The 18,639-nt window shown below is 59.2% G+C and carries 20 protein-coding genes; 9 read left to right on the top strand and 11 right to left on the bottom strand.

Annotated features, from left to right (window positions below; translation table 11 throughout):
* The first annotated feature begins 119 nt into the window (after window positions 1-119).
* Window positions 120-971, top strand: a complete 852-nt coding sequence (locus hmeg3_RS10885; RefSeq protein WP_094563735.1) for a pirin family protein — start codon at window positions 120-122, stop codon at window positions 969-971.
* A 24-nt stretch (window positions 972-995) separates the two neighbouring features.
* Entirely contained in the window at window positions 996-1,874 is an 879-nt protein-coding gene (locus hmeg3_RS10890; RefSeq protein ID WP_094563736.1) for a pirin family protein, read from the top strand.
* 99 nt (window positions 1,875-1,973) lie between these two features.
* Here hmeg3_RS10890 and hmeg3_RS10895 read toward each other — a convergent pair whose 3' ends face one another.
* Genes hmeg3_RS10895 through hmeg3_RS24695 form a run of 3 tightly spaced genes read right to left on the bottom strand, consistent with a single transcriptional unit; the run spans window position 1,974 to window position 2,876 of the window.
* Window positions 1,974-2,432 (bottom strand): universal stress protein, encoded by a 459-nt coding sequence (locus hmeg3_RS10895; protein WP_094563737.1) that lies wholly within the window; start codon window positions 2,430-2,432, stop codon window positions 1,974-1,976.
* A 5-nt stretch (window positions 2,433-2,437) separates the two neighbouring features.
* Window positions 2,438-2,740: a hypothetical protein gene (locus hmeg3_RS10900; protein WP_094563738.1), complete on the bottom strand. Its 303-nt coding sequence runs from the start codon at window positions 2,738-2,740 to the stop codon at window positions 2,438-2,440.
* Window positions 2,733-2,876, bottom strand: a complete 144-nt coding sequence (locus hmeg3_RS24695) for a hypothetical protein (protein WP_157739251.1) — start codon at window positions 2,874-2,876, stop codon at window positions 2,733-2,735. The genes hmeg3_RS10900 and hmeg3_RS24695 overlap by 8 nt, the downstream gene beginning before the upstream one ends.
* A gap of 100 nt (window positions 2,877-2,976) precedes the next feature.
* On the opposite strand from hmeg3_RS24695, the gene hmeg3_RS10905 reads away from it, so the two are divergent.
* Both hmeg3_RS10905 and hmeg3_RS10910 read left to right on the top strand, forming a co-directional pair.
* Window positions 2,977-4,185 carry a class I SAM-dependent methyltransferase gene (locus tag hmeg3_RS10905; protein WP_094566263.1) on the top strand — a complete coding sequence of 403 codons (1,209 nt, stop codon included), beginning with the start codon at window positions 2,977-2,979 and terminating at the stop codon, window positions 4,183-4,185.
* A gap of 46 nt (window positions 4,186-4,231) precedes the next feature.
* Window positions 4,232-4,630 carry a hypothetical protein gene (locus hmeg3_RS10910; RefSeq protein WP_094563739.1) on the top strand — a complete coding sequence of 133 codons (399 nt, stop codon included), beginning with the start codon at window positions 4,232-4,234 and terminating at the stop codon, window positions 4,628-4,630.
* Between the two features lie 10 nt (window positions 4,631-4,640).
* Here hmeg3_RS10910 and hmeg3_RS10915 read toward each other — a convergent pair whose 3' ends face one another.
* Complete coding sequence (locus tag hmeg3_RS10915) at window positions 4,641-5,561, bottom strand: LysR substrate-binding domain-containing protein (protein WP_094563740.1); 921 nt, start codon at window positions 5,559-5,561, stop codon at window positions 4,641-4,643.
* Window positions 5,562-5,725: 164 nt separating this feature from the next.
* On the opposite strand from hmeg3_RS10915, the gene hmeg3_RS10920 reads away from it, so the two are divergent.
* Both hmeg3_RS10920 and hmeg3_RS10925 read left to right on the top strand, forming a co-directional pair.
* Window positions 5,726-6,613, top strand: a complete 888-nt coding sequence (locus tag hmeg3_RS10920) for a class II aldolase/adducin family protein (protein ID WP_094566264.1) — start codon at window positions 5,726-5,728, stop codon at window positions 6,611-6,613.
* Window positions 6,614-6,804: 191 nt separating this feature from the next.
* The gene (locus hmeg3_RS10925) at window positions 6,805-8,130 is read left to right on the top strand and encodes an ABC transporter substrate-binding protein (RefSeq protein ID WP_094563741.1); all 1,326 of its coding nucleotides are present in this window, start codon (window positions 6,805-6,807) and stop codon (window positions 8,128-8,130) included.
* A gap of 69 nt (window positions 8,131-8,199) precedes the next feature.
* On the opposite strand, the gene hmeg3_RS10930 is transcribed toward hmeg3_RS10925, so the two are convergent.
* Together hmeg3_RS10930 and hmeg3_RS10935 are read right to left on the bottom strand one after the other, a co-directional pair.
* The gene (locus hmeg3_RS10930; protein ID WP_232511955.1) at window positions 8,200-9,579 is read right to left on the bottom strand and encodes a sensor histidine kinase; all 1,380 of its coding nucleotides are present in this window, start codon (window positions 9,577-9,579) and stop codon (window positions 8,200-8,202) included.
* 7 nt (window positions 9,580-9,586) lie between these two features.
* The gene (locus hmeg3_RS10935) at window positions 9,587-10,285 is read right to left on the bottom strand and encodes a response regulator transcription factor (protein ID WP_094563742.1); all 699 of its coding nucleotides are present in this window, start codon (window positions 10,283-10,285) and stop codon (window positions 9,587-9,589) included.
* Between the two features lie 143 nt (window positions 10,286-10,428).
* Between hmeg3_RS10935 and hmeg3_RS10940 the strand changes: the two genes are divergently transcribed.
* From hmeg3_RS10940 to hmeg3_RS10950, 3 genes are all read left to right on the top strand, one after another.
* Complete coding sequence (locus tag hmeg3_RS10940; protein ID WP_094563743.1) at window positions 10,429-11,232, top strand: ABC transporter ATP-binding protein; 804 nt, start codon at window positions 10,429-10,431, stop codon at window positions 11,230-11,232.
* A gap of 31 nt (window positions 11,233-11,263) precedes the next feature.
* On the top strand, window positions 11,264-12,136 hold the full coding sequence (locus hmeg3_RS10945; protein WP_094563744.1) for an ABC transporter permease: 873 nt from the start codon (window positions 11,264-11,266) through the stop codon (window positions 12,134-12,136).
* Window positions 12,137-12,324: 188 nt separating this feature from the next.
* Entirely contained in the window at window positions 12,325-13,347 is a 1,023-nt protein-coding gene (locus tag hmeg3_RS10950; RefSeq protein WP_094563745.1) for an ABC transporter substrate-binding protein, read from the top strand.
* Between the two features lie 84 nt (window positions 13,348-13,431).
* Here the strand turns inward: hmeg3_RS10950 and hmeg3_RS10955 are convergent, their stop codons facing one another.
* The 5 genes from hmeg3_RS10955 to hmeg3_RS10975 form a co-directional block, all read right to left on the bottom strand.
* The gene (locus hmeg3_RS10955) at window positions 13,432-14,220 is read right to left on the bottom strand and encodes a phosphodiesterase (RefSeq protein WP_094563746.1); all 789 of its coding nucleotides are present in this window, start codon (window positions 14,218-14,220) and stop codon (window positions 13,432-13,434) included.
* 32 nt (window positions 14,221-14,252) lie between these two features.
* A complete protein-coding gene (locus tag hmeg3_RS10960) occupies window positions 14,253-15,131 on the bottom strand; it encodes a carbohydrate ABC transporter permease (RefSeq protein ID WP_232511956.1) in 879 nt (292 codons plus the stop codon).
* Window positions 15,132-15,148: 17 nt separating this feature from the next.
* Entirely contained in the window at window positions 15,149-16,063 is a 915-nt protein-coding gene (locus tag hmeg3_RS10965) for a carbohydrate ABC transporter permease (protein WP_094563747.1), read from the bottom strand.
* A gap of 88 nt (window positions 16,064-16,151) precedes the next feature.
* Window positions 16,152-17,426 (bottom strand): ABC transporter substrate-binding protein, encoded by a 1,275-nt coding sequence (locus tag hmeg3_RS10970; protein ID WP_094563748.1) that lies wholly within the window; start codon window positions 17,424-17,426, stop codon window positions 16,152-16,154.
* Window positions 17,427-17,489: 63 nt separating this feature from the next.
* Window positions 17,490-18,638 carry an ABC transporter ATP-binding protein gene (locus tag hmeg3_RS10975; protein ID WP_369828871.1) on the bottom strand — a complete coding sequence of 383 codons (1,149 nt, stop codon included), beginning with the start codon at window positions 18,636-18,638 and terminating at the stop codon, window positions 17,490-17,492.
* Window position 18,639: the final 1 nt, after the last annotated feature.

The following is an 18,639-nucleotide window of genomic DNA, read 5'->3' on the forward strand; positions in this document are numbered from 1 at the left end:
AAGCTGGATAGTTTGAACGAGCAGCAAAGGCATCAATCTGTAGCGTTTATCTGAAGTAGCAGGCGACGGTGGCCGTTCCGGCAGCAGTCGCCACAAGTACCCACAACAGGAGAAACACCATGAGCACCACTTTTACCCGCCAGCTGGAACGGCTGGTCAACGGCATCCCGACCCAGGATGGCGCAGGTGTCAGCCTTACCCGCGTGCTGACCCATGATTTGCAACGCCGGTTGGATCCTTTCCTGATGCTGGACGCTTTTCACTCGGACAAGCCGGACGATTATCTGGCCGGTTTTCCCGACCATCCGCATCGCGGCTTTGAAACCGTGACTTACATGTTGCAAGGACGCATGCGCCATCGCGACAACGCCGGCAACGAAGGTCTGCTGGAACCGGGCGGCATGCAGTGGATGACCGCCGGCCGCGGCCTGGTGCATTCGGAGCTGCCGGAGCAGGAGGACGGGCTCATGAGCGGTTTTCAGCTGTGGGTGAACCTGGCAGGGCGCGACAAGATGACGACACCGGCGTACAGCGACATTCCGTCGGCCGGCATTCCGGAAGTCTCGCCGCAGGATGGCCTGACCGTCCGTGTGCTGGCAGGCGAAGCCTTCGGCACCAAGGGCGCGGTAGAGCGTCCTACTACGGCGCCGCTGTATCTCGACCTGCATCTGGAGGCCGACAAACAGGTGGCCTTGCCGATTCCTGCGACGCATAATGCCTTCCTGTATGTGTACGAGGGCGAGTTGCAGATTGGTGTGGACAAGCGTGTGGCAGCAGCAGGCCGCATGGCGATCCTGAGCAATACGCCCGGCGCCGAAGGTGTTGAAATCCATGCCAGCAAGGACAGCCGTTTTCTGCTGATCTCCGGCCAGCCGTTGAATGAGCCGATTGCACAGTGGGGACCGTTTGTCATGAACACGCGCGAAGAAGTCGAGCAGGCTATCGACGATTTTCGCGCCGGACGTTTCTAATCTTTACTTTTTAAAAGGACCGCCATGAGCAGCATCCGTCATCTCATCCACGGCCTGGTACGCGATATCGGCTTCCCGGTACGCCGCTTGTTGCCTGCCGCTGCCGTCCGCACTGTCGGCCCCTTTGTGTTCTTCGATCACATGGGGCCGGTGGAATTCGACAGCGACACCACCGAAGGCGACGTCCGCCCGCATCCGCATATCGGGCTGGCGACGGTGACCTATCTGTTCTCCGGCGCAATGATGCATCGCGACAGCCTCGGCGTCGTGCAGCGCATTACGCCGGGTGCGGTCAACTGGATGGCGGCCGGGCGCGGTATCGTGCATTCGGAGCGTGTTCCGGAAGACATCCGCAATGACAAGGTGCCGGTGCACGGTTTGCAGATGTGGGTGGCGTTGCCGAAGGATCAGGAGCAGGGCGACGCCAGCTTTCATCACTATCCCGAGACCGACATGCCGCGCATCGAGCTGGATGGCGCCAGCCTGCATTTGCTGGCCGGTCAAGCCTATGGTCAGCAGTCGCCGGTCAAAACTTCCAGCCCGACGCTTTATCTGTCGGGACGCATCAAGGCCGGCGGCACGCTGACTTTGCCCGCGGACTACAGCGAACGCGCCGTCTATGTCGTCACCGGTGCGGCCTCGCTGGATGGTGAAGCGCTGGAAGCCGGCGTGCTGGCCGTATTGGAGCCGGGCGGAGAAGTGACGCTGACGGCGCAGAGCGATACGCTGTTCATGCTGTTGGGGGGCGAGCCGATCGACGGTCCACGCTTTGTCTGGTGGAATTTCGTTGCCAGCAGCAAAGAGATGATCGAAAGCGCCAAACTGGCGTGGCGCGCTCAGGATCGTTCGGTGTTTCCGGCAATTCCCGGCGAAGTTGAGTGGATTCCGCTGCCGGAGAAATGAAGCTGAAAAGCTGAGCGGGCAAGTCCACCGTTCTTCCACATAAAAAAGGCCTGATAGTGATATCAGGCCTTTTTTGCTTCCGTATCCTTGCCGCTTTACTCACGCGGCGGCTTGCGTACCCCGGATAATCCAGACCGGCAACGGACATTGATGCATGACCTTTTCCGCGACACTGCCAAGCACCATCTTGCGGAAGCCCTTTTGCCCGTGAGAACCGATGACGACCAGCTCGGCGCTGCTTTCTTTGGCGGCTTGCAGGATGGTCCCGGAAATATCGCCCGCTGCTACCGGGCTCTCGATGAGGCGCGTGTTGCCTGGCAGGCCGGCGGCTTCGACGCGTTTTTTTGCGTCGTCGAGTATGCCCTGTCCGGCGCTGATGAAGTCCGTGTGCAAACCGGCCGGTGGCTGGTAGCCGGTGTCGTAGAGAATGTAGCTGTTGTCGACGACATGGACGACCTCGATGTTGCTGCCGAGGGCTTTGGCCAGCCGAATGGCTTCATCCAGTGCCTGGTTGGAGGTCGGACTGCCATCGACGGGGACAAGGATTTTTGCGTACATACCGGTCAGATCATGCCGAGGATGCGGCCAAGCTCCGCGACGTAGGGGCTGTCCTTCAGAATCGCCCCTTCGACTGAGTCCATCAGATTCATGGCGGAATTCTGGGTCTTGCCGATATGCTCGCGCAAGACGCCGGCTTCGACTTCAGGCGTGTTCAGATGGCCTTTGAGCACGGCAAAATCGTTCTTCAGCGTTCTGGCTTCAGGGCTGTCGACGGGGATGTTCTGAAGTTCCAGTTCCAGCTCAGCCAGAATCTGTTTCAGTCGTACGTGGTGGGAATCATCTTGACGCAGGATGGGATCAGACATATCGGCTCCAGCGGTTAGGGTATGCAGGGTTAGGACGACGCGCATTGCCGCTTGGGCGAATGCTGCTGTTTTTTATGTTTTCTGGTGCATCTACTGCTTTTGTTTCTGTTTCTGCTTCTGCTGCTGTTGTTTTCAAGGTAAGTCCTCATCATAAGAGAAGTTTCGATCTCGTGCAGGATATCGCTTCAGACATTTTGTTACACTGCGCCATGTCAAACGATTACGAAAGAAGCAGCATGAGCGATTACCCCCTTATAAGCTGGACTGAAGCAGGGGAAATTCGTTCCGCCCGCTGGCGTTCCGAAGCCGGCAACTCACCTCCAAAAAACGTCACTGTGGCGGATGACCGCATACCCGCCGATGTCGCCTACAAATTGATCTGCGAAGGCACCGGCTTGCTCTGGCGCGGCGATTATCAAAATGCCCGTCAATTGCTGCAGGCTCTCGCCAGACGCATCGACAAGAAGTCAGATCGCAAAAACGGCAAGGCGGCCGATAAAGCAGCAGCGGACAAAGCCGCCGGTAAAGCAAGTAAAACAGTTGCTCCGAAGGCAACTCCCGCAATTACCATCACGCAGGCATTTCATCAGCATCGTCAGGCGCAGGCCCAACGCGCGCGTATTCTCGGCATGCTGCTGCTGCCGATGGAAGCCGATTACAGCGTTCCTCTGCGCCGGGCGCCGGATCTGGCGCAGGCTTGTACGGAGGTGTACGGCCCCGGCGAGGAAGCCAGTGTCGTGTCGATGCGCGAAGTGCTGGGTCTGGTGGGGGCGCATGAATGGCGCAAGAAGGGGGTGCCGATCCCCGCATTGGGCGGCAGTATCCATCCGTACTATGGCGTGTTCTCACCGGTGCGGGGCGAATATGTCGACCTGATCGTGCAAGCAGTGTTGCCGACGGTCGATCTGGCTTTTGACATTGGTACCGGCACCGGCGTGCTGGCAGCGCTGCTGGCCAAGCGCGGCGTCAAACGTATCGTTGCCACCGATCAGAGCGAACGCGCACTTGATTGCGCCGCCGCAAACCTGAAACGCCTGGGCGTGAACAAGCAGGTTGAGTTGATGAGCGCGGATTTGTTTCCCGCCGGACGCGCGCCGCTGGTGGTGTGTAATCCGCCGTGGGTACCGGCCAAGCCGAGTTCGGCCATTGAGGCGGCAGTCTACGATCCCGACAGCCGCATGTTGCGCGGCTTCATCGACGGCCTGTCCGACCATCTGACACCGGGTGGTGAAGGCTGGCTGATCATGTCTGACTTCGCCGAGCATCTTGGTTTGCGGGCGCGTGGCGAGATACAGGCGATGATCGACAAGGCGGGTTTGCAGGTTGTCGGCAAGACCGATATCAAGCCGCGTCATCCCCGTTCCAGCGATGCGGAAGATCCCTTGTCGGCCGCCCGCATGAAGGAAGTGACGTCGCTGTGGAAGTTGAAGGTGAAGAAGGCTTAAGCTGCTCAGGCAGCTGAAGTCGTGGAGCTATGCAAAAGGACTGTCTATGAAACCATCCCTGTCGTCCGTCTTTTCGTATTGCGGCGCAATCGCCTTGCTGACGATGCTCTGCGGTTCGGCGTCGGCCCAGTTGATAGAGCGTCATCCTTTTGGCTATCCGCCGCCGGTGCCTGACAAGCCTGTGGTGACCACCAGCGCCAATACCTGCAAATGCGAAGTCGCCGACACCAGTGGCAGCGCCTGCATGATTTACATGCGCACCAATGCTGCCGACTGGATTGCGCAAAATGCGCCTCAGACGCGCTTGCGTTCATCCAATGACGGCCGTTATTACGATACGCCGTTCGCGTTGGCTGCCAGCGCTTGCGCCGGACGCAAGGTCAATGCTTCCACCGTGAAGGTGCATTGGCTGGACAAGAAAAACGCCATTTTGGAGTGGAAGTAACTTGTCAGCTTTAGCTTCCAGTTGCTTGATTTTGTTGATGTAATCCTGCCTGACTAAAGAGCCAGTCACGGAAGCGGACGATGTTCTTGCTGTTCTTCTCCGCTTCCCGATAGCTCAGAAAATGCGTCTCCCGCCAGACTGACTTCAGCGTACCGCCGCTGAGCGGCACCAATTCTCCGTTGGCAATTTCCTGCTCCGCCAGCCTCGTACTTTCCAATGCAATGCCAACCTGATTGACCGCCGCCGCCAATGCCAGCGAGGCGCGGTCAAAGGATGGCATCGGCCGTCCGGGCGGCAGCTTCATGCCGTTGAGAGCGAACCAGTCGCTCCAGCGGACGGGGTTGAGCGTAGATTGGATCAGCGTCATTGCTGCAATATCTGTCAGCGCCGGCACCGCGCGGTCGTGCAGCAAGGCCGGCGAGCACAGCGGGACGATGGTTTCCGATCCGATAGCTTCGCTGACGATACCGGCGCGCGTGGGGGCGTTGCCGTAGGCGATGGTCAGATCCAGTTCTTCATGGCGCAGCAGGTCCATCGGCTCGGCGCCTGAAGACATGCTGATGTTGATGTCTGGATACTGCTGCATGAAGCGCGGCAGGCGCGGCCCCAGCCATTTGGCGGCGAAACTGGGCGAGCAGTGCACCGCCAGCGCATCGCTGCGGCGCGCCGGGCCCAGCTCTTCACAGGCTGCCTCCATGAGGTCGAAAGCTACCGACAGCTTATCAAGCAAGCGGCGGCCGTCAGCCGTCAGTTCGACGCGGCGGAAGGAGCGCGTGAACAGGGATTTGCCGAAGTAGGTTTCCAGGCCGCGTACCTGATGGCTGATTGCAGAGGGGGAAAGATGCAGCTCTTCGCTGGCGAGCGCAAAGCTTTGCAGGCGGGCTGCAGCTTCAAAGGCGCGCAGGGAGAAGAAACTGGGGAGTTTTCGCATCGCAGCCTTGGTATCCGCTCATGAGGTGAATCAGATTCATCATATTGTGAATACTCGTCATTTGTCAAAGCGACGAGCTTCTTGGGATGATCTGCTCACCATAAAGATTCGATTTCCAAAGATTCGATTTCCAAATTTCCAATAAAGCAGGAGACCCAGCCATGATGATCGATGTCGCTGAACGCGCCGCCCAGTCAGCCAATCCAACCTCAGCTGGAGTCAAATCCAGCTTCAGCGCCCTCAACGCCGCCGACCCGCGGGTATCGGTCTACCAGCCTGAGCAGCAGGGGCTGAAATTCCCTCAGGTGCCGGTATTCGCCACCCATGCCGAGGAGCGCCAGCATCGCAAGGAGCGCCTGGTTGCCGCCTGCCGGGCCTTCGCCCTGCATGGACTCGATTACGGATTCGCCGGGCATCTGACGGTGCGCGACCCGGAATTCCCGGATTTGTACTGGACCAATCCGATGGCCGTGCATTTTTCGCAGGTCAAGCTTTCCAACCTCATCCTTGCCAATCACCATGGTGAAGTGGTGCAGGGTTCATATGCGCTCAATCGCGCCGGGTTTGTGCTGCACGCCGCAGTACATGAGATGCATCAGGACATCGTCGCCATGTGCCACGCCCATACGGTCTACGGCACGGCCTGGTCGGCGCTGGGGCGTCCGCTGGATCCGATCACCCAGGATGCCGCCGTATTCTTTGAAGATCACGTTGTCATCACCGCCGAGGCCGGTGCCGTCGCGGTCAAGACCGAGGCCGGCAAATCGGTCGCCGCCGCTTTCGGCAAGAACAAGGCGGCGATCCATCAGAGCCACGGTTTGTTTACCGCCAGCCGTCACAGTATCGAGGACGCTGCCTTCTGGTTCATCGCGCTGGAGCGTTGCTGCCAAGTCCAGCTTATGGTGGAAGCCACCGGCATCAAACCGATCATGGTGCCGCCGGACCGTGCGCGTTACAGTCGCGAGAACGTCGGCAATTCCTTCATCGGCTGGCTGCACTTCCAGCCGATTTATGAACAACTGGTGCAAACCAGCCCGGACATGTTCGACTAGTTTTGTCCGACCGCCTTGTCCATCCAAGAAGGTAAATGCCGGTCAGTTGATGACTGGCATTTGTCGTTGCCGCACCATATTTCACCCAAGGAGACCGCTACCGTACCTATTCTTCACCGCCGTCCTGATACGTCAAACCATATAACCGCGCCAACGTGGGCCCATCCGTTCTAACCGAAGGAGCAGGAGACATGACGAAGTTAAGCAGACGCGAATTTCTGATCGCCAGCGCGGCATCCGCCGCAGCCGCCTCGACCATGGGAGGCAGCGCATTTGCTGCCCCGACGGCGCCTGGCGGCATCGATTACCCGATAGAAAAAGGCGCGACCCTGCGCGTCTTGCGCTGGAAGCGTTTCGTTCAGGGCGATGAGGACTTGTGGAACGAGAACGTCAAGAAATTCACCGAACTGACCGGCGTCACCGTGCGTACCGACAGCGAAGGTTTTGAGGATGTCCGTCCCAAGGCTGCCGTTGCAGCCAATGTCGGCAGCGGCCCCGACATCGTGCTGGGCTGGTTCGACGATCCGCATCAGTATCCGACCAAACTGCTCGATGTTACCGACCTGGCAAACTCGCTGGGTACGCGCTACGGCGGCTGGTATGACGTCTTTCAAAAATACGGCAAGAGCAACGGCAAATGGATTGCCATCCCGCTGGGGGTGATCGGCATCTGCCTGGTGTATCGGGACAGCCAGCTCAAGGCTGCCGGGTTTGAGACGGTGCCCAGGGATCTGCCCGGTTTCCTCAAGATGGCGCAGGCGCTCAAGGCCAAGAACACGCCGCTCGGTTTCGCTCACGGCAAGGCGGTCGGCGATGCCAACAACTATGCACACTGGCTGTTGTGGGCGCATGGCGGCAAGCTGGTGGACGAACACGGCAACGTCGTCATCAATTCGCCGGAGACCCGCGCAGCCTTGGAATACGGCAAGCAGATTTATCCGACCATGGCGCCGGGCACGCTGTCCTGGCAGGATCCATCCAACAACAAGGCCTATCTCGATGGTCAGATCAGTCTGACCAATAACGGTATTTCGATTTATTACGCCGCCAAGAACTCGACCGATCCCAAACTGCAGGAGCTGGCAAAGGACACCCAGCATGCGCACTATCCGATCGGCGTATCGGGCAAGCCGACCGAGCTGATGCAACTGACGCAGATGATGGCGTTCAAGCACACCAAGTATCCCAACGCAGCCAAGGCCTTCATGCAATTCATGATGGAGCCGGATCAGTTCAATCCCTGGATGAAGGCCGCCATCGGTTACGTCAGCCAGCCGCTCAAGGCCTATGAAAAGAATCCGGTCTGGACTGCCGATCCCAAGGCCACGCCGTATCGCGACGCGGCATCGTTGATGCTGGATCACGGTCATGCAGGCCCGCTGGGGCAGGCGTCAGCGGCCTGTCTGGCAGATTACGTACTGGTCGATATGGTGGCGGAAGCCGCCAGCGGATCGAAGACGGTACAGCAGGCGATCGACAGGGCTGCGGAACGGGCCAAGCGATTCTATAAAACCTAGCCGGCAAGTAACAAGGCGCTGGACGACACCTGTCCCGGCGAAAGCCGGGCCCGGTATCATCCAGCGCCGTTATGCTGCAGACGGCGCTTCCGCCGGAAAACTCAACACCACCATAAAGCTCCCCGCGCCGCTGTATCCAAATCGCAGCAGGCCGCCATGGGTACGCATGACTTCTTCCACAATGGACAGGCCGAGACTGGCGCCGACGCGTTCGCCGCTGCGTGGGGCGAAGGGTTTGCGGATACGCTCCCAGTCGTTTTCCGGGATGCCGGGGCCGTCATCGATGACGCGCAGTTCGTATAGATTTTCTATCTGCTCCAATTGCACGTGCAGAAAGCTCACGGCGCCGTATTGCAGCGCGTTGCCGAGCACGTTCTTGATTGCCTCGCGCAGGCTGATGGCGTCGCCCATGATCATGCATGCTTGCTCGGGTGCTTCCATGGCGAGATCGAGTTGCCGTTCCTGATGTGACAGCATGTCGGCCATTTCGTGACGGACCAGCTCTCCGAGGTCAATTTTTTCGAAGGCGGCGGTGTCGCTGCGATGCTGCACCATGGCATGGTTGATCAGTTGATTGACCAGCGCACCAAGATGGCGGGTACGGTCGCGCAGACGATCAAGATGATGGCGGCGGCCGGCGTCGTCATGTTGCGCAGAGAGCAATTCCATCTGCGAAATCAGCGCCGTCACCGGCGTGCGCAGCTGATGCGCAGCGTCGCCGATGACGCGTCGCATGGTCGTGCGGTGCACCGCCAGCCGCTGCATGAAGGCATTGATCGAGCTGACCAGCGCATGGGTTTCTACCGGTACGGTGATCGATAACGGCGACAAGTCGTTGAGGTCTCGCTCGCGGATGGCGGCTTCGATTTTCTTCAACGGCGACAAGGCCTGATACAAGGTGAACATTGCCGCAATCAATGTCAGCACGCCCATTGCGAGAATCACCAGCAGGGCGCGTGTACCGACGCTTTTGGCGAAAGAGAGGCGGGCGTTGTTGGTCTGGGCCAGTACGATGACCGCCCACGGGTGTTCGTTGGCGACCGGCATACGGCGGCCGACAATGGCCATGCGCACCGGCGTGTCCAGATAGGCGCCATCCTGCAATAGTGGGCCGTCTTTCAGTTTCTTCCACGGAATCTCGGGTTTGAAATCGGGGTCGCCGGCGATCGTGCGGCCGTCCGGATCGACCACCACGTAGAACACCTGATCGCCCGCCGTCAGCATGGAGAAGGCGGCCAGCGGCACGTCGACATTCACGGCGCCGTTTTGATACCAGGTATTTTCCGCAATCTGCAGTGCGCTGCCGGTAAGGATGCGGTCATAAGCTTCGTTGGCGGCAAGTTGGGTTGATATCCAGATGGCGATCAGCAGGGCGATGGAACTGATGGACAGCACCAGCCCGACGCGCATGACCAGGCGCGTGTAGAGCGAACGTCCGGCGATGATCACGCGGGCCTCACTGTGCGGTCGCCATTGCGGGTGGCGTACCGGCCGGCAGCAACACCAGCTGATAGCCCAGTCCGCGCAAGGTACGGATTTCAAAACCGGCGCCGGCGAGCTTCTTGCGCAGGCGGCCGATGTACTGTTCGACGGTGTTGGCGTTGGGCGTGTCGTCAACACTGAACAGACGGTCGATCAGCTCGTCCTTGCCGAATATGCGTCCCGGTCGCGCGGCGATGATTTCCAGCAGCGTTACTTCGCGCCGTGTCAGCTCCAGCGGCATGCCGTCGAGCGAGGCGGTGCGGCTTTTGCGATCGATGGTGAGATTGGCGCAGCTCAGCAGATTGGTCGCTTCGCCGCCACTACGGCGCAGCAACACGCGGATGCGTGCATCCAGTTCGCGGAAGTCGAAGGGTTTGATCAGGTAGTCGTCGGCGCCGAGGTCGAGCGCGCGTACGCGTTCTTCGATTTCAGCGCAGGCGGTCAGCATCATGACCGGCGTGGTCAGGCCTTTTTCACGCACGCGCGTGAGCAGCGAGAAGCCGTCCTGCTGCGGCAGCATGACGTCGAGGATCAGCAGATCGTAGGGATCGGTGACGAGTTTGGCGGCTTCATTGCCCTTGCTTTGCCAATCGACCGTATGACCGATGCGCGACAGGTGGGCGATGATCGCTTCGGCAACGTCGGCCGTGTCTTCGACCAGAAGGATGCGCATGATGGTTCCGTCTCAGTGATGCGTAGTGATGTTGCGATATCGGGAAAATATGGCAACAGCTTTCTGACGGTATGTCAGTTTCGTTACAGCTTGCGAGATTAGCATCCTTCACAGAACTTATAAAAGTACTCAAAGGAGATTTTGTGAAAAACGATTTTGCGGCAGCGCCGCAGTCTTCCTCCACGCCTGTGGATCCTTCCGTGCCTCTGCTGGAAATCGACAACGTCACTCTGCAATACAAGACGTCCGACTCGCTCGTTACTGCGACGCAGCAAGTCAGCTTCAACGTCCACCCCTCTGATCGCTACATTTTGCTTGGCCCGTCCGGTTGCGGCAAATCGACGCTGCTCAAGGCTATCGGTGGCTATTTGCAGCCGACCAGCGGCAGGATTCGCCTCAAAGGCAAGGAAGTCAGCCAGCCGGGCCCAGACCGCATGATGGTCTTTCAGGAGTTCGACCAGCTGCTGCCGTGGAAGACCGTGCGCCAGAACGTCGAATTCGCGCTGCACGCCAGCGGCCGACTGCACGGCAAGGAAGCCTCCGATCGCGCCGCTTATTACATCGAAAAGGTCGGCCTCGCCAAATTCATCGACAGCTATCCGCATACTTTGTCGGGCGGTATGAAGCAGCGTGTATCCATCGCACGCGGTATGGCGATGGAGCCGGACGTGCTGCTCATGGATGAGCCCTTCGCTGCACTTGACGCGTTGACCCGCCGCAAGATGCAGGACGAGTTGCTGCGTCTGTGGGACGACACCAATTTCACGGTACTGTTCGTCACCCACTCGATCGAAGAAGCAATCCGCATCGGTACCCGCATCCTGTTGCTGTCGCCGCATCCGGGCCAGGTCCGGGCCGAGCTCAACAGCATTCCGCCGGAAGAAATGGGCACCGCCAGCCAGGCGCAGCTGGAACAGCGCATCAATGACATGCTGTTCGCGCATTAATAACGATTAACGATAAATAAAGAGACAAGCCATGAGCAAAAACAACACACTCTTCATGCGTCCGGAAATCGTCGTCGAGCCGAACCGCAACGCTGTCGCCGAAGTTCAGCGTCCGCTGTCGGCCTTTGAAGCTATCTATCGCATCAGCTGGATCCGCAAGACCGCGATCCTGCTGGTGCTGGCGCTGGTCTGGGAAATCTACGGCCGCTGGCTCGACAACTCGCTGCTATTCCCCAGCTTCAGCGAAACCTTGCACGCCTTCATGAGCGGCATCAGCAGCGGCGTTCTGCTGCAACGCGCCGCCGTCTCGCTGGAGACCTTGCTGATCGGCTATGGCCTCGGCATCTTGCTTGCAGGTTTGCTGACCACGCTGGCAATCAGTTCGCGCATCGGCAATGACTTTCTGGAAACGCTGACCTCCATGTTCAATCCGCTGCCGGCGATTGCCTTGCTGCCGCTGGCGCTGATCTGGTTCGGTCTCGGTACCGGCAGCATCATTTTCGTGCTGGTGCATTCGGTCTTGTGGGCGGTGGCGTTGAACACGCACGCGGGCTTCCGATCCGTATCGAATACCTTGCGCATGGTGGGCCAGAACTACGGCCTGAAACGGTTTTCGCTGGTGCGTTCGGTCCTGATTCCAGCCGCTTTTCCAAGCATCCTGACCGGCCTCAAGATCGGCTGGGCGTTTGCCTGGCGCACGCTGATCGCTGCCGAACTGGTGTTCGGCGTGTCGTCCGGCGCCGGCGGCCTGGGCTGGTACATCTTTGAAAATCGCAATCAGCTTGAAACCGCAAACGTGTTCTCGGGCTTGTTCTTTGTGATCATGATTGGCTTGTTTGTTGAAAACCTGATTTTTGCCCAGATAGAAAAACGGACCATCCGCCGCTGGGGCATGCAACACTAAACCTGTCCGCGATCCTACTGCGAAGCCATGATCCGGCGTCGGGCGGTGCTCGGAATCCTCATGTACTAAAGTACACTCCAAGGATTACACAACTGAGCTCCGCTCCGGCCGCCACCGGCTGATGGCTTCTCGCTACGGATCACAAACAGGTTCGGCTAAATAAATTAGAACCTTTTAAAGGAGACCAAATGAAACGCAGAAATTTTTCAAAACTGATGATGGCCGCAACGCTCGGTCTGTCCATGCTGGCAGCGAGTGTTCCGGCCCGTGCCGAAGCGCCGGTGGTACGCCTGTCGCACGGTTACGGCTTGCTGTATTTGCCGCTGATGGTAATCCGCGATCAGGGCTTGATCGAGAAGCACGCCAAGGCGCTTGGCCTGGGTGACGTCAAGACCAACTGGGTGCTGCTTGATGGCGGCAATGTGATCAACGACGCCATGCTGTCGGGTAACCTCGACATCGCCGGCACCGGCGCACCGGGCTTCATCACCTTGTGGTCGAAAGCGCACGGCATTCCGCGTTCGGAAGTCATCGGTCTCGGTGCACTGAGTACCTCGCCGCTGTGGCTCAACACCAATAACCCGAACGTCAAATCCCTGAAGGATTTCACTTCCAAGGACAAGATCGCGATTCCAGGCATCAAGACTTCGCTGTCGGCAGTGCTCTTGCAAATGGCTGCCGCCAAGACCTTTGGGATCGACAACTACGCCAAGCTCGATCCGCTGACCGTCAGCCTGAGCCATCCGGAAGCATTGGGGTCGCTGTTGTCGGGTAAGACCGAAATCACCGGCCATTTCACCTCGCCACCGTTCTCGTATCAGGAAGTCAAGGATCCGAAGATCAAGCGCGTGCTGAATTCTTCCGACGTCCTGGGCCACATCACCATCGACGTCGTGTTCGCGCTCAAGCAATTCACCGACAAAAATCCCAAGCTGACGCAAGCTTTCATGGAAGCGCAGGAAGAAGCCAACGCCTACATCGCCAAGAACCGCAAGGGCGCCGCAGAGACCTTCCTGCGCGTATCGAAGATGAAACTGACGCAGGATGAAGTCGAGAAGATGCTGGCCGATCCGGACACGCAATTCACGACCACGCCGGAAGACATCATGCAATACGTGGTGTTCATGGACAAGGCAGGCACCATCAAGACCAAGCCTGCGGTATGGTCGGATTTGTTTGTGCCGGCGTTCAAGACACGCAAAGGCAGCTGAGTAGAGATTCTGGTTTCAGAAGGTTGAATGAAAAACGGGGAGTGCACAGTGTGCCTCCCCGTTTTTAATTGCCCGAAGCTTTGCTTAGCCGTAGTAGGGAAACTGCTCCGACTTGTCCATGAAGGCATGGTAGTGCACCACCACGCCGGCGTCGCGCAAACTCAGCACGGCGTAGGCGGGCGGCTCCATTGAAGTCGTCGCCGGGCCGGTCAGGGCGAAGTCGAGCGCGTGCTGGTGGTTGGTGCCGGGTACGGTGGCGAAAGGCGTGCCGTACCAGGTGCCGCCTGACGGGCGGTGTACGTGCCCCGAAAACATGTAGCGCACGTTGCCGTGTTTCTTCACCAGCGCGCGCAAATCGGCTTCTTCGCGCAGGCGAATCCAGTCCATTGACGGCAGGTCAAGTTCAAATGGCGGATGGTGCGAGAACAGATAGACCTGACGTTCGCCGGCTTCGGCCAGTGTACGATCCAGCCATGCCAGACGATCCGCACAGAGGCGGCCTTCGTGCGTGCCGACTTCTTTGGTGTCGAGAAAAACCAGGCGCGCGGTATCCGTGTCGTGCACGCCCTGGATGAAGCCGTTGCCGTCCACCGGCATGTCGGGAAAGATGCTGCGGAACATAGGTCGCTCGTCGTGATTGCCGAGCAGCAGGCGCACCGGCAACTTCAGTTCTTTCAGGCAGTCGGCCAGGATGCGGTAAGAAGCTTCATCGCCATCGTGGGTGAGGTCACCGGTGATGACGCACAGATCCGCGTCGGGATGGTGTTCATTGACGTGCGCAATGCAGGTGCGAAAACGCGCTACCGAATCTTCGCCGAACAAGAGGTTCCCATCCGGCACCAGGTGGATGTCGGTAATTTGTATGACTTTCATCAGGATGTGTTGTTGGTGTTGAATAAAGAGATTTATCGGATGCCGGCACGCAGGAAGGCTTGAATGAACTGCCGCTGGAATACGAGGAAGCCGATCATCAGCGGTGCAATGGCCACCAGCGTGGCGGCGCTGATGATGGAAATGTTGACGCCGCTCTCCGGCGCGCCGAACAGCGACAGGCCGACCGTCAGCGGGCGTGTCATCGGCGAGTTGGTCACGATCAGCGGCCACAGGAAGTTGTTCCAGTGCGTCGCCACCGACACCAGCGCATAGGCCAGATAGACCGGTTTGGCCGCCGGCACATACACTCGCCACAGAACGCCGAACCAGCCGCAACCTTCGATGCGCGCCGCTTCTTCCAGCTCACGCGGAATCTGCATGAAAGCCTGGCGCAGCAAAAAGATGCCGAAGGCGCTGGCCATATAAGGCACGGCCATGCCCAGCGGCGTATCGAACATGCCCAGACGCGTCACCATGGCATAGTTTTCAACGATCAGGATTTCCGGCAGCACAAACAACTGCAACAGCACCAGCACGAACAGCAGATTCTTGCCGACGAACTGGAAGCGCGCGAACGCAAAGCCGGCCAATGTACACAGCGTGAACTGACCGATGAGAATCAGGCTGACCAGCACGAAGGTATTGAAGAAGTAGCGCAGCCATGGCGCCGACTGCCACGCGTCTCTGAAATTCTGCAGAATCAGCGGTGCGCGCCAGTCCAGCGCCAACGCCGCGTTGGAGGTGTGGAAGGCGGCCCAGAGCGCAAACAGCAGCGGGGCGATCCACACCAGCGCCAGCGACCATGCGCCGACGGTATCGACGATGTTCCAGAGTCGTTCGCCCGGGGCCGAAGGTGTCGTGGCAGCGTTGTTGCCGGTGATGGGTGAGGCGTTGATAGTAGCGGTATTCATCGACGGTTTTCAGCGTTTTAGCGGTAATGGATGCGGCGGTCAAAGAACAGGAATTGCAGCGCGGCGATGAGGCCCAGTGCAGCGAGCACCATCACGGTCATCACGGCGGCGCCGGATTGATCGAGATAGGCGAAAGCCATTTCCCAGATCCAGTACAGGATCAGCTTGGATGCGTTGTCCGGGCCGCCCTTGGTCAGGATGAACAGGTGATCAATCAGGCGAACCGAATTGATCAGCGCATTGATCGTCACGAACAGCGTGGTCGGCATCAGCAGCGGCAATACGACGCGGCGCGTATACGCCCAGCGCCCGGCGCCTTCGATGCGGGCGGCTTCGCGCAGATCGGGAGGGATCGCTTGCAGTGCCGCGAGATAGAAGATCATGAAAAAGCCGGACTCTTTCCAGATCGTCACGGCCATCACCGACCACAAGGCGGTGCCGGGCTGGCCGAGCCAGTTGGTCGGGCCGATGCCAAACAGCGCCGTGATGTGGTCGAGCAGACCGAGACCGGGCGTATAGAAGAACAGCCACAGGTTGGCCGCCGCAATCATCGGCAGCATGGTCGGTGTGAAGAAGGCGGTACGCACCAGGCCACGGCCGCCGATACGGGCATTGGCCCATAAGGCCATACCCAGCGCCAGTGCAATCGATACCGGGACGGTCACACCTGCATACAGCAGGTTGTTGCCGACGACTTGCCAGAAGGCCGGATCGGCCACCAGGTCGCGGTAGTTGTCGAGGCCGTTGAACACGCTCGGGCGGCGCGCCGTGCCGCGCGAGAAGAAGCTGGCCCACAAGGTCGCCAGCATCGGAAAAAAGGCGAACAGCGTCAGCAGAATCAGCGACGGTGTCAGCAGTCCCCAGCCGAACAGATTGTGCAGGCGGCGCTCAGCCGGATTGGTCGGTAGTACGTGTGACGTTGCTTGATTCATCAGGATCTTGTCCGGTGTCGGATTTTTTGCTGTCGTCCTGACGAAAATCAGGACGACAGCGATACAAGGTTTTGCAGCGTTTCAGCGATTAACGGTAAGGCTTCAACAGACGTTCTGCAGTTGCCTGTGCTTCATCCAGCGCCTGCTTCGATGTCTTGGTGCCGGTCAGGGCAGCCTGGACAGCGTTGGACAATGCTTCACGCACACGGGCGGTCTGCTCGGTCGAGAACTCCGGAATCGCTACCGCCAGCTGATCGCGGGCAACCAGTGCCTGCGGGAAGGTCTTGGCGTAATCGCGCAGGGCAGGCGTGTTGTACGAAGCAGGGCTGGTGCCGACGTAACCGGTAGCAATCGACCATTGCGCTGCGCGTTCCGGCGCCGTCATCCAGCGAACGAAAGTGACCGAAGCGGCTTGCTGTGCAGGTGTTGAACCCTTGAACAGATAGAAGTTGCCGCCGCCGACCGGCGAGCCGGGTTGCTTGTTGGCAGGCAGCATGGCGACACCGAAGTCGAACTTGGCTTCTTTCTTCACGGCTGTCAGATTGCCGGTGGTGTGCCACATCATGGCAGTCTGGCCTTGCACGAAAGCCTGGCGCAGCGTGCCCCATTCAATCGCACCGGCTGGGCTGACCTTGTGTGTCGCCGCCAGCGAACGCCAGAATTCCAGTGCTTCGACGGCTGCCGGGGTGTTGAAATAGACCTGTGTGCCTTCCTTGTTCATCAGCGACACGCCGTTCTGAATCGCAAACGCCTGGAACATCCAGTATGGATAGCCGGTCGATGGCACCATCAGACCGAACTTGTCCTTGCCGGTCAGCTTGGTGGCTGCTGCCAGCATTTCCTTCCAGGTCTTTGGCGGTGCGTCCGGGTTCAGGCCGGCGGCGCGGAACATGTCCTTGTTATAGAACATCACGATGGTCGAACGTTGGAACGGAATGCCCCAGACGTGGCCGCCAATGGTGCCGTTGGCCATCAGGCCGGGATAGAAGCTTTGCAGCCAGGCCTTGTCTTCGGCGCTGGTGGCGACCTTGTCAAACGGCTCGATCAGGTTCTGGTCGATCAGGTCATAGGTGTCGAGCGCACCCAGTACCGACAGCTGTGCAGGCTGGCCGCCTTTGATTGCCGACAGGGCGCGCACGCGTGTTTCGTCGTAGTTGCCGGAGTAGACCGCCTTGACCTTGATGTCCGGGTTGGCCTTCTGAAAGTCGTTGATCATGCCGTCGATCACCTCGGTCAGCGGGCCGCCGACGGCGATCGGGTAGTACATGGTCAGATCGGTGGCTGCGCTTGCCAGCGAGGATGCTGTCAGGGCGCTTGCGAAGAGTGCCGCCAAGGTTGTTTTTCTGATGAGTTTGCTCAGCATTGCGGTTCCTTTGTGGGGGAGGTTCATGTTGAAAAGCACGGGATAAATTCGGGGGAATTCCAGTTACAGCGCTGCTGCGCGTGGCAGCAAGCTGTGGACGTTCGATGTGTCGGCCGTCAGAAATGCCGGCACCGGCGAAGGTGCCGGTACCGGTGAAAGACGGCGTCCGTCATCGGCAGCAAAAACATGTGCGTCTACCGGATCCCAGCCGAGGCCGACGCGGTCTCCGAGTTTCAGCAGGCTCTTTTCCGGGCTGCGTACGATGATGGCGTCACCGCCCGGCAGATCGAGATAGATGTAGGATTCCGCACCCTGAAATTCGACGCCGGTAACCGTACCGAAGAACTCGGTGGATGATGGCGCCACAATGCGGAAATGTTCGGGGCGTACTCCGATCAACTGTTTTTCTTGCCCGGTGCCGACCGGGATCACGCTTGCGCGTAAAGCAGTGGGCAGCTTTTCGGCGTCCATCAGCATCATCGGCGGGCTGCCGATAAATGCCGCAGAGAATGCGCTCGATGGTGTCTCGTACAGCTCTGCCGGGGTGCCGCTTTGGACGATGCCGCCGGCATTCATCAAGACGATTTTGTCGGCCATGCCCATGGCTTCGGTCTGATCGTGCGTGACGTAGACGACGGTCATGTTCAGGCGTTGTTGCAAGGCGCGGATTTCGTGGCGCACGGCGTGGCGCAGCTTGGCGTCGAGATTGGACAGCGGCTCGTCCATCAGGCAGATCGAATGACCGGCGACGATGGCGCGTGCCAGCGCCACGCGCTGACGTTGTCCGCCGGACAGTTGCGCGGGCTTGCGTTGTTCCAGTCCCTGCAGGTTGGTCAACGCCAAGGCATCCTGCAGACGCTGGCGGCGCTCTGCCGCGTGCACACCGCGTACCTGCATGCCGAAGCAAACGTTTTCAGCGACGTTCAGATGCGGGAACAGTGCATACGACTGAAACACCATCGACAGGCCACGTGCCGAAGGCGTCGCGGTGGTCACGTCCTTTCCATCGATCTCTACACGGCCGCTGTCGGGTGTTTCGAGACCTGCGAGCAAGCGCAGCAACGTTGATTTTCCACAGCCTGAAGGGCCGAGCAGGGCGACCAGCTGGCCGCGTTCAAATTCAAGGTCGAGCGATTTGATGACCTGGTGCGCACCCCAGGATTTGCTGATGCCTGAGAGACGGATGGCGATATCGTTTTTGTCGTTTTGCATA

It is taken from the genome of Herbaspirillum sp. meg3, assembly GCF_002257565.1.
Classification (GTDB): domain Bacteria; phylum Pseudomonadota; class Gammaproteobacteria; order Burkholderiales; family Burkholderiaceae_D; genus Herbaspirillum.

Coding starts and splice junctions, on each gene's coding strand:
- hmeg3_RS10910 (WP_094563739.1), top strand. CDS start 4,232: ATGAAACCATCCCTGTCGTCCGTCTTTTCGTATTGCGGCGCAATCGCC.
- hmeg3_RS10915 (WP_094563740.1), bottom strand. CDS start 5,561: ATGCGAAAACTCCCCAGTTTCTTCTCCCTGCGCGCCTTTGAAGCTGCA.
- hmeg3_RS10925 (WP_094563741.1), top strand. CDS start 6,805: ATGACGAAGTTAAGCAGACGCGAATTTCTGATCGCCAGCGCGGCATCC.
- hmeg3_RS10905 (WP_094566263.1), top strand. CDS start 2,977: ATGAGCGATTACCCCCTTATAAGCTGGACTGAAGCAGGGGAAATTCGT.
- hmeg3_RS10955 (WP_094563746.1), bottom strand. CDS start 14,220: ATGAAAGTCATACAAATTACCGACATCCACCTGGTGCCGGATGGGAAC.
- hmeg3_RS10885 (WP_094563735.1), top strand. CDS start 120: ATGAGCACCACTTTTACCCGCCAGCTGGAACGGCTGGTCAACGGCATC.
- hmeg3_RS10945 (WP_094563744.1), top strand. CDS start 11,264: ATGAGCAAAAACAACACACTCTTCATGCGTCCGGAAATCGTCGTCGAG.
- hmeg3_RS10890 (WP_094563736.1), top strand. CDS start 996: ATGAGCAGCATCCGTCATCTCATCCACGGCCTGGTACGCGATATCGGC.
- hmeg3_RS10935 (WP_094563742.1), bottom strand. CDS start 10,285: ATGCGCATCCTTCTGGTCGAAGACACGGCCGACGTTGCCGAAGCGATC.
- hmeg3_RS10895 (WP_094563737.1), bottom strand. CDS start 2,432: ATGTACGCAAAAATCCTTGTCCCCGTCGATGGCAGTCCGACCTCCAAC.
- hmeg3_RS10975 (WP_369828871.1), bottom strand. CDS start 18,638: ATGCAAAACGACAAAAACGATATCGCCATCCGTCTCTCAGGCATCAGC.
- hmeg3_RS10920 (WP_094566264.1), top strand. CDS start 5,726: ATGATCGATGTCGCTGAACGCGCCGCCCAGTCAGCCAATCCAACCTCA.
- hmeg3_RS10960 (WP_232511956.1), bottom strand. CDS start 15,131: ATGAATACCGCTACTATCAACGCCTCACCCATCACCGGCAACAACGCT.
- hmeg3_RS10965 (WP_094563747.1), bottom strand. CDS start 16,063: ATGAATCAAGCAACGTCACACGTACTACCGACCAATCCGGCTGAGCGC.
- hmeg3_RS10970 (WP_094563748.1), bottom strand. CDS start 17,426: ATGCTGAGCAAACTCATCAGAAAAACAACCTTGGCGGCACTCTTCGCA.
- hmeg3_RS10900 (WP_094563738.1), bottom strand. CDS start 2,740: ATGTCTGATCCCATCCTGCGTCAAGATGATTCCCACCACGTACGACTG.
- hmeg3_RS10950 (WP_094563745.1), top strand. CDS start 12,325: ATGAAACGCAGAAATTTTTCAAAACTGATGATGGCCGCAACGCTCGGT.